Raw genomic sequence first — 7,331 nt, 5'->3', positions numbered from 1 at the left:
AGCCACCAGACGGCCTTCAGCTTCCCATCGGCGCAATGTCGTGATCGACACGCCCAAAACTTCCGCCGCTTCGCCTATGCTCACAAATCTCTCCATTTTCGAGGGATATACATAGATTCACTAAGATTGCAAGCGATTGCAACACTGCTCTGCCTTCAAATCGCCGGCGCGGATCATGCGCAGCACGGTCATCGGCCGCAGCCCGAGCTTATCAGCCGTTTCCTGCAACGTATATTCGCCGCACTCTGTGCGTTCGTCCTTTCTGCAAACGATAATGCGCCGCCCTTTATCGACGGCAGGTTTCAAAGGGTTACAAACCTACACCCTACAAAGATGCAACCCGTTCGCACGCTGTATCCATAAGTCTAGTCGCCGCAGATCTCAGTATAATTTCTGAGGACACCGTGCCGTGGTAGCTTTTGATTATCGCCGAAACATCCTCCTCCCGGTTCCGGCGACAAGTTGACCTCGGTGTGTTCCCCCCTGTCACCGACGCAACAACATTGACCGCCTCGCTTCGCAGCCGGGCGGTCTTTTTTCGTGTGGTGCGTGAGGGCGATGGTCGTCAGGCTCAAAAACGCGAGCATCCCAGGAAAACGGCTCGTTCAGCTGGGTGCCAGTTTGCCTTTGTAAGGAGCTAATCGCATCGACAAGGGAGGAGCATCAACCTCGGGCGGAAATATATTCGGCCCGAATACAATGTCTATTACATGAAAGTAGCTGTAACATGACAGATCAAGCAATTGCCGCACCGTCCACCCCCTCTCGTAATAGCTATGACAGCCTCACAATAATCCTTCATTGGCTGACAGCTGTCCTCGTCGTTTCCCTTCTTTTGAGCATCGAACTACGCGGATTTCTTGTACAAGGCACTTGGATCCGAAGCGAGATGCAGCCTTTGCACGTTTCACTCGGTATCCTGCTGCTGCCGACCATCCTTGTGCGCATCTTCTGGCGACTTTCGCGTGAGAACCTCTCCCATGCGACCAACGGACTTTTGAATATCGCCGCCAGGGTTATTCACCTCGGACTCTACGGGCTCCTCATTGCGCAGGTCGGGCTGGGCTTTGCCGTTATTTGGGCCAGGGACACCGCCTTTACGCTCTTCGGACTGTTCCCGATACCGCGGCTGTTTGATATCAATCCTGCCTGGCGCTCAACCTTGCGCGACTTGCACGGGACGGTCGCTTGGGTAATCATCGGCATCGCCGGAATACATGCCCTCGCCGCGCTGTTTCATCATTTCGTTTTGAGAGATGAAGTTTTGGCACGGATGTTACCCGCAATTGGGCGGTTTGACGATAAGGGTATGTGACCCTCTACTGCCGACCGCCTTTTACCGCACGGCAGCAAAGCTGCCGTGCGCACGCGCATTAAATTCGAATAAAGCCGAACAGCCAGCGGCTGCGGGGATGTCTCCCGTCACAGGTTTTTGGCAATCCGTTCCAGCCAGGCATTCAATGCCGCCAGATTTGGAAAGTCTGGCATCTGCTGCGCAAGCCGTGGACGCGCATCTGGACGTTCTTCTCGAGCTGACCCTTCTCCCAACCTGCCGCCGGATTGGGTCAAGCTTCGCCGGGAGCGGCCGGCGGGGAGAAAGTTGACAGGTATGGCGACCAGGACGCCGCCGACCTTTGTTCTGGTGGTTGCGGCAGCCGCGGTCGTCCGGTCAGCCGTCTCGTCGGCTCGACCGGCATCACCACGGGCGCAGTTGAAGGCGACGCTACGGAACGGTGTCCAGCTTATGGCATCGGCTTTCTATGTGTCAGACGGTTCGACCACGTGCTGCCACAGGCCAGAGCTCCGGGTTCGTAAGTCCGGCCCCTGCAACCATCACCTCGTCGACCATATTCGTAACGACGCAGGCGTGGTTGGGCACAATGCGAACGCGATCGCCGACCTTCAGGCCGATCGGCCCTGTGCTGACTAGCCGACCATGTTCCTCCGAAAGTTGATCGATGGAAATATCATCGCGACCGAGAACGTGGCCATAGCCGGCAAGCCCCAGCAAATCCGAGGTTAGCGTCTTCGAGCCGGCATCGATGACGGCGCGATCCGGCGCTGGTACGGACACCACCGTCGCGAGAACGGTCAGCGCGCAATCGTCCCAATCGCAGACTCCACGAGATACCAGAGAGCGGTCGTTGTAGACGTAGGTACCGGGACGGTATTCCGACGTGATAGGGGCTTCGGCGGCGTGCATCATCGAAGGAGTGCCACCGGAAGAAACGACTGGCACCGGAATTCCCCGGGCCTCGATCATCGCCTTGGCGTCGCTCATAAAGCGCTCGACTGCGGCCTCTGCATTGACGGGCGGATAAGTCATCAGGCCGCCAAAGCGCAGTCCGGGCGCCTTAGCGATTGCGGTTGCGAGTTCAACGGCGGCCGAGGGAGACCCGACACCACAGCGATTGGCGCCAGTGTTGCACTCGACGAAGACGGATAGGCGCTCTCCGGCGTCTGCGAAGGTCGCGGACAATCCCTGGATCACGGTGATGCTATCGGCGACGACCGAGACCTTAATACGCTCTGCAAGCATCCGCAGCCGCTTGAGCTTCGTCTGGCCGACGATGTTGTAGGTGATCAGCACATCGCGGATCGCGCTGCTGCCGTCCGCCATCGCCTCCGTCTCCGACAGTTTCTGGCAGGTGATCCCGACCGCCCCGGCATTGAGCTGCATCTCTGCCAGGGCTGGCAGCTTGTGCGTTTTGATGTGAGGACGCAGTCGCAGGTGGTGCTCATCGGCATATCGCTGGAAACGTTCGATATTTCGCTGAGCGATATCGAGATCGACAAGGACCGCGGGTGTGTCGATTGCGGTTAGGGAGTTCTCGTTGAAGGCCATGGGTACCTCTAAAGCGGCGGGATGTTGCGCTGCACAATAAAAAGCCATTCCAGAAGGGCGCGACTTTTTTCGGCGATGCGGCTTGACAATTCATCGCCGATGCCCCTTCCTATGTCAATCCAATAAAACAGACACGTGTCCGGTATATTGGACATAAGATTCTTCAACCAGGGGAGCGCTATGACCTTTTCTTTCCGTGTCGGCCTGATCACGCTGGCCGCAGCAACTGTTCTTTCCAGCCCGGTCCTTGCGGCCGGTAGCAAGCTTGACGACGTGCTTCAACGAGGCCATCTCATCATGGGAACTGGCAGCACAAATGCGCCTTGGCACTTCAAGAGCGCCGACGACAAGCTTCAGGGCTTCGATGTCGATATGGGCCACATCATTGCGAAGGCCCTGTTTGGCGACCCGGACAAAATCGAGTACGTGAACCAGTCGTCCGATGCGCGTATCCCGAACATCACCACCGACAAGGTCGATATCACCTGCCAATTCATGACCGTGACCGGCGAGCGCGCCCAGCAGATCGCATTCACGATCCCCTACTACCGCGAAGGTGTCGGCCTGATGCTGAAGGCTGACGGCAAGTATCCCGACTACGCCGCGCTTAAGGCTGCTGGTTCATCGGTAACGGTTTCGGTTCTACAGAACGTCTACGCGGAGGCCATGGTCCATGCGGCGCTGCCCGAGGCGACCGTGGACCAATATGATTCCGTCGATCTCATCTACCAGGCAATGGAATCCGGTCGCGCGGATGCGGTTGCCACCGACCAGTCGTCGCTGGCTTGGTATATGACCCAGAACCCTGGGAAATATAAGGACGCTGGCTACGGCTGGAACCCGCAGACCTACGCCTGCGGCGTAAAGCGCGGCGACCAGGATTGGCTGAATTTCGTGAACACCGCCCTTCACGAGGCTATGACCGGCGTCGAGTTCGATGCCTATGCCAAGTCATACAAGACCTGGTTCGGCAAGGACCTGACACCGCCGCAGATCGGCTTCCCGGTCGAATTCAAGTAATTGAATTGCGGGAGTGGGACAAAATCCCGCTCCCCTCTTTTTTGAGAGGCGGCCTACCATGGGTTATACGCTGAATTTTGCCGCGGTCTGGCGCAATTTTGATTTCCTCCTGACCGGCCTGGCGGTAAGCCTCGGCCTGGCGGTGATCTCGATCCTGATCGGAGCCATTCTCGGTCTTTTCGTGGCCTTCGCGCTGCTTTCGAAGAACCGCTTGGTGGAGTTGCCAGCCCGCTGCTACGTCACGGTGATCCGCAATCTGCCTATCCTCGTGCTGGTGCTCTTTGCCTATTTCGCATTGCCGCAATTGGGATTCAGGCTCGATAAGATAAGGAGCTTCGTCCTTGTCCTTTCGATCTATTCGGGCGCGTACCTTGCGGAAGTGTTCCGTGCCGGGCTGCTCTCCATCCCGAAGGGCCTGAGCGAAGCGGGTCTTGCGATCGGCCTGACATCTGCGCAGATCCGTTCCTCAATCATCGCGCCGCTGATGATCCGGAACGTCCTTCCGTCTTTGTCTTCGACGATCATCTCGCTCTTCAAGGACACGTCGCTCGCTGCGACGATCGCCGTGCCCGAACTGACGTTTGCGGCGCGCAAGATCAATGTCGAGAGCTTCCGCGTCATCGAGACATGGATGGTGACATCTGCCCTCTATATCGCAACCTGTTTTCTCATCGCCGCCTTGATGCGCTTCTTCGAGCGCCGGCTGGCCCTGCCGAGATAAGTGCATGTCACAGACATTTCTCGATCAACTTTGGACCGCCCGTTACGTGATCGTCAACGGTCTCGCAATGACGGTATCGATCTCGCTGCTCGCCATCTTCTTCGGTTCTCTCCTCGGAGTGCTCGTCGGCCTCGCGCTCGCCTACGGCCATGCCGCGCTTCGCCTCGTCGTCAGGGCCTACACCGATATCATCCGCGGCACGCCGGTACTCGTGTTGGTTCTTGCGAGCTACTACATGTCGAGTGCAGTCGGCGTAGACCTCGGACCATTCTCCGCCGGCGTGCTTGCCCTCGCCATCTTCTGCTCCTCTCACGTCGGGGAGATCGTGCGAGGCGCCCTTCAGGCTATCCCGCGGGGACAGACCGAGGCGGCCAAGGCGATTGGACTGACCTTCTCGCAGACGTTCACCTCTGTCTTGTGGCCTCAGGCCCTACGCCAGTGCCTGCCGACCTGGGTCAACACGGCGGCTGAGATGGTAAAGGCCTCGACGCTGCTATCGGTTATCGGCGTCGCCGAGCTCCTTTTGCGTAGCCAGGAAATCATCTCCCGCAACTTCATGAGCCTGCAATTCTATTTCCTGGCAGGTGCTCTCTATTTCGTCGTCAATTTCGGGATCGAGCGCTTCGGCAAGTTCGTCGAGCGCAAGACTGCCCTTCCATCCTGAGGAGGCCGATCGATGGCCAAGACAATTCTTGAAATCAAAGGACTTCGCAAGACTTACGGCAGCCACGAGGTGCTGAAAGGCGTAGACTGCTCCGTGGAGGAGGGTGAAGTCATTTCGATTATCGGCTCATCCGGCTCGGGCAAAACCACGATGCTGCGTTGTATCAACATGCTGGAAGAGTTCCAGGGTGGCACGATCAGCCTCGACGGCGAAGAGATCGGCTATCATGGCGCCGGACCAACACGCCGCCGCAAGGCCGAAAAGGAGATTGCGCGCCAGCGGGCGCTAACAGGAATGGCCTTCCAGCAATTCAATCTCTTCCCACACATGACCGCGGCCGAAAACGTCATGCTCGGCCTGATAAAGGTCAAGAAGATGGCGAAGGCGGATGCGCGCAAGATCGCAGAGGCGTGGCTTGACCGCGTCGGCCTTTCGACCCGCGCGAACCACTATCCGGGCCAGCTCTCCGGCGGTCAGCAACAGCGCGTCGCGATCGCACGCGCGATTGCGATGGCGCCCCGTTTGATGCTGTTCGACGAAGTCACGTCGGCACTCGATCCGGAACTGGTGGGCGAAGTCCTGCAGGTCATCAAGGGTCTTGCGGCCGACGGTATGACGATGCTGCTCGTCACCCATGAAATGCGCTTCGCCTATGAGGTGTCTTCGCGCGTCATCTTCATGAACCAGGGCGTGATCTGCGAGCAAGGCGACCCCAAGGAAATGTTCGTGAAGCCGAAGACCGATCGGCTCGCCGAGTTTCTGAAAACCTCAAGCTTCAACTAACAAAGAAAGTGAGAAATATGACGATAAAGCGTTATGGCGGCGGAGAAAAAGGCGCAGGCGGTCAGCCGCTTCCCTTTGCGCGGGCCACAGAGGCGGCCGGCTGGCTGTATGTTTCCGGTCAGGTGCCGATGGAGAAAGGCGAGATCGTCGGTGGTGGAATCATTGGCCAGACCCGTAAGGCGATTGAGAACCTCATTGCCATTCTCAAAGAGGCAGGATACGGCCTTGAAGATGTCGTGCGCGTTGGCGTCTGGCTCGACGATCCCCGCGATTTCTGGAGCTTCAACGGCGTGTATGCCGAGTATTTCGGCGAGAACCCACCGGCCCGCGCTTGCGTCCAGTCACGCATGATGGTCGACTGCAAAGTCGAAGTTGATTGTGTGGCATACCGCGCGGATCGCGCCTAATTTTGGAGAAGAGCATGGCTGAGGCTGGTGTCGACACGGTATCGCGGCGCACCCGAGGATTGGATCGCGCGTTCGAGATACTTGAATTCCTTCGGGTAAAGCGCCAGCCCATGCGACCGAACGAGATCGCTGCGGAAATCGGAGCGCCGCGATCTTCGGTGTACGAACTCGTCAACCTGCTTCTCAGCCACGGTATGCTCGATTACCAACAAGGCGATGGCCGGGTCTTCCTAGGCCGTCGCCTGTATTTCTTGGGAACCGCTTATGCCGAGCAGTTCGACTTGATGCGTGAATGTGAGCGCATGCTGGGCCACCTGGCCGAGGAAACCCGTGAAACGGCCCAGATGTGCCTTCTGGAAGGCAACAAATATACGGTCGCGATGATGCGCGAAGGCATTCGACCTTTTCGGATTTCTTCGAACGTCGGCGAGCTCGTTCCCATTCCATGGACTGCCTCGGGACGGCTCCTTGTCTCGCACCTTTCCGATCAGGAAATTCTTGAATTTATCCCGCCGGATGACTTTGTGCTCCCAGACGGCAGGCGTCTGGATCCGGCAGATTTCATCAATCAGGTCCGAGGTGCAGTACGTGACGGTTATTTCACGTTCAATAGTGAGGTGGAAAACTTTACACACTGCTTCGCCGTACCGATCCATCAGGCCGACGGCATCTGCATTGCGACCCTCTGCCTCGTCGCGCCGCGGGAGGACGGTCTTCGCAACCGCAGAGCATATCTGGATAGCCTGCTTTCCGCGGCGAACGAAATTTCCGAGAAGCTCGGATACCATCCCCTCGAGAGGGCCATCGCCTCACCGATTTAGTCTTCTCGGGATTTGGTCCTTTCTAAACTGTGCGGAATGCGTCTTGGCGGCACGAGGGGGCCGCTCAGAC

The 7,331-nt window shown here is 57.9% G+C and carries 9 protein-coding genes; 7 read left to right on the top strand and 2 right to left on the bottom strand.

What is annotated here, in order from left to right; all coding sequences use genetic code 11:
- Positions 1–96, bottom strand: a 96-nt coding sequence (locus tag PY650_RS29040; RefSeq protein ID WP_285883204.1) for a MerR family DNA-binding transcriptional regulator, incomplete at its 3' end; no start/stop codon positions are given.
- Between the two features lie 631 nt (positions 97–727).
- Between PY650_RS29040 and PY650_RS29035 the strand changes: the two genes are divergently transcribed.
- Entirely contained in the window at positions 728–1,315 is a 588-nt protein-coding gene (locus PY650_RS29035; protein ID WP_285883200.1) for a cytochrome b, read from the top strand.
- Positions 1,316–1,765: 450 nt separating this feature from the next.
- Here PY650_RS29035 and PY650_RS29030 read toward each other — a convergent pair whose 3' ends face one another.
- A complete protein-coding gene (locus PY650_RS29030) occupies positions 1,766–2,845 on the bottom strand; it encodes a D-TA family PLP-dependent enzyme (protein WP_285883199.1) in 1,080 nt (359 codons plus the stop codon).
- Positions 2,846–3,025: 180 nt separating this feature from the next.
- Between PY650_RS29030 and PY650_RS29025 the strand changes: the two genes are divergently transcribed.
- The 6 genes from PY650_RS29025 to PY650_RS29000 are packed head-to-tail and all read left to right on the top strand — an operon-like array spanning position 3,026 to position 7,261.
- Entirely contained in the window at positions 3,026–3,865 is an 840-nt protein-coding gene (locus PY650_RS29025) for a transporter substrate-binding protein (protein ID WP_285883198.1), read from the top strand.
- A 58-nt stretch (positions 3,866–3,923) separates the two neighbouring features.
- Positions 3,924–4,586, top strand: a complete 663-nt coding sequence (locus PY650_RS29020; protein WP_285883196.1) for an amino acid ABC transporter permease — start codon at positions 3,924–3,926, stop codon at positions 4,584–4,586.
- 4 nt (positions 4,587–4,590) lie between these two features.
- Positions 4,591–5,250, top strand: a complete 660-nt coding sequence (locus tag PY650_RS29015; RefSeq protein WP_285883195.1) for an amino acid ABC transporter permease — start codon at positions 4,591–4,593, stop codon at positions 5,248–5,250.
- A 12-nt stretch (positions 5,251–5,262) separates the two neighbouring features.
- A complete protein-coding gene (locus PY650_RS29010; RefSeq protein ID WP_285883194.1) occupies positions 5,263–6,033 on the top strand; it encodes an amino acid ABC transporter ATP-binding protein in 771 nt (256 codons plus the stop codon).
- Between the two features lie 17 nt (positions 6,034–6,050).
- Complete coding sequence (locus PY650_RS29005; protein WP_285883193.1) at positions 6,051–6,440, top strand: RidA family protein; 390 nt, start codon at positions 6,051–6,053, stop codon at positions 6,438–6,440.
- Between the two features lie 14 nt (positions 6,441–6,454).
- Positions 6,455–7,261 (top strand): IclR family transcriptional regulator, encoded by an 807-nt coding sequence (locus PY650_RS29000; RefSeq protein ID WP_285883192.1) that lies wholly within the window; start codon positions 6,455–6,457, stop codon positions 7,259–7,261.
- The last annotated feature ends 70 nt before the right edge of the window (positions 7,262–7,331 follow it).

Origin of the sequence: Martinezella calliandrae (assembly GCF_030272695.1) — a bacterium.
In the GTDB taxonomy this organism is placed as follows: domain Bacteria; phylum Pseudomonadota; class Alphaproteobacteria; order Rhizobiales; family Rhizobiaceae; genus Rhizobium; species Rhizobium calliandrae.
Note: the sequence above shows the minus strand (reverse complement) of the source record. Positions and strands in the feature narration are given on the sequence as shown.

Coding starts and splice junctions, on each gene's coding strand:
- PY650_RS29035 (WP_285883200.1), top strand. CDS start 728: ATGACAGATCAAGCAATTGCCGCACCGTCCACCCCCTCTCGTAATAGC.
- PY650_RS29030 (WP_285883199.1), bottom strand. CDS start 2,845: ATGGCCTTCAACGAGAACTCCCTAACCGCAATCGACACACCCGCGGTC.
- PY650_RS29025 (WP_285883198.1), top strand. CDS start 3,026: ATGACCTTTTCTTTCCGTGTCGGCCTGATCACGCTGGCCGCAGCAACT.
- PY650_RS29020 (WP_285883196.1), top strand. CDS start 3,924: ATGGGTTATACGCTGAATTTTGCCGCGGTCTGGCGCAATTTTGATTTC.
- PY650_RS29015 (WP_285883195.1), top strand. CDS start 4,591: ATGTCACAGACATTTCTCGATCAACTTTGGACCGCCCGTTACGTGATC.
- PY650_RS29010 (WP_285883194.1), top strand. CDS start 5,263: ATGGCCAAGACAATTCTTGAAATCAAAGGACTTCGCAAGACTTACGGC.
- PY650_RS29005 (WP_285883193.1), top strand. CDS start 6,051: ATGACGATAAAGCGTTATGGCGGCGGAGAAAAAGGCGCAGGCGGTCAG.
- PY650_RS29000 (WP_285883192.1), top strand. CDS start 6,455: ATGGCTGAGGCTGGTGTCGACACGGTATCGCGGCGCACCCGAGGATTG.